Origin of the sequence: Desulfovibrio sp. ZJ369 (assembly GCF_011039085.1) — a bacterium.
Classification (GTDB): Bacteria; Desulfobacterota; Desulfovibrionia; order Desulfovibrionales; family Desulfovibrionaceae; genus Desulfovibrio.
This window is the reverse complement of record NZ_JAAKEI010000103.1, coordinates 1-967: the sequence shown is the minus strand read 5'-3', so window position 1 is coordinate 967 and position 967 is coordinate 1. Positions and strand designations below refer to the sequence as shown.

Genomic DNA, 967 nt, shown 5'->3' with positions numbered 1-967 from the left:
GAAGGCCCGTACCCATGAAGAGCTTTATGCGGTAGTAGCGAAAGCCCTGAGCATGATCACACAGAATGATGCCCAGGGCTGGTTTGAATCGTGCGGGTATGAAAAAATTTAAAGTTAATCTGCTCTAGGCTTCTACCCTGCTCAACGAGCAGGGATATCCCGCCGACGTGATCGAAAAACAGCTTGCCCATAATCCTCGCGAAAAGATAAGAGGAATTTATAACAGAGTGGAATACCTTCCAGAACGCCGCAAGATGCTTCAGGAATGGGCTGATTTTGCTTGCTTGCGCCAGCCGTTGGCGAGTCTGCGAGCCTTACGGATGGCGACAGCGGTTTCGTTGAATGTTTTTTGTGGTAACTCATTGCTGTCTCCATCCGTAGCTTCCTTCGTCGCAACGGCTGAAGCCTGCACGCGAAATGATGGCAGCCAAGTGGTTGAAAATAGATATTTTCAATCAAAAAATGCTCTCGAATTGAGAAGGAGCATGTTTTATCCGGAGCCCTGGTCGAACGCCCCGCTTACAGTCCGGTCAAGGCTTCCTGTTCCTTCGGATAACGCGCTCCGACGATTTCGATCCGTTCCAGCCGCGTGCGGATGTCTTCCAGTTCCTGCGGGGTGAAAGCAACTTCGTCGGCTCCGCTGTTCTCTTGCAGGCGGGGGATGGTTTTGGTCCCAGGAATCGGCACTAGGGTATGTCGTCATTTGATTTTAGCCCAGATAGCTATACAGCGAATATGAACTGCAGCAAGGAAGGAGGCGGTATTTTTTGCATATCTGGTAGCCACACCTCGCCACTGCTTCAAAACCTGAAATGCATTTTCAACAAGATGTCTCAATTTATACAAGCAGTTGTCATAATCACGTTGTTTTTCCCGATTTTTGCGTGGCGGGATGACCGCTGTCGATCCATTTGCTTCCACCTTTTCCACGAAAGCATCACTGTCATAACCTTTATCCCCAAGCAGG

The 967-nt window shown here is 49.4% G+C and carries 2 protein-coding genes and 1 pseudogene; 1 reads left to right on the top strand and 2 read right to left on the bottom strand.

What is annotated here, in order from left to right; genetic code table 11:
* Positions 1-128: 128 nt before the first annotated feature.
* Positions 129-278 (top strand): annotated as a pseudogene (locus tag G7Y51_RS13855) (integrase); the annotation flags it as partial.
* Positions 279-519: 241 nt separating this feature from the next.
* Here the strand turns inward: G7Y51_RS13855 and G7Y51_RS13485 are convergent.
* Both G7Y51_RS13485 and G7Y51_RS13480 read right to left on the bottom strand, forming a co-directional pair.
* Positions 520-687 carry a hypothetical protein gene (locus tag G7Y51_RS13485; protein ID WP_165178273.1) on the bottom strand — a complete coding sequence of 56 codons (168 nt, stop codon included), beginning with the start codon at positions 685-687 and terminating at the stop codon, positions 520-522.
* Between the two features lie 12 nt (positions 688-699).
* Positions 700-967, bottom strand: a 268-nt coding sequence (locus G7Y51_RS13480; protein WP_165178271.1) for a transposase, incomplete at its 5' end; no start/stop codon positions are given.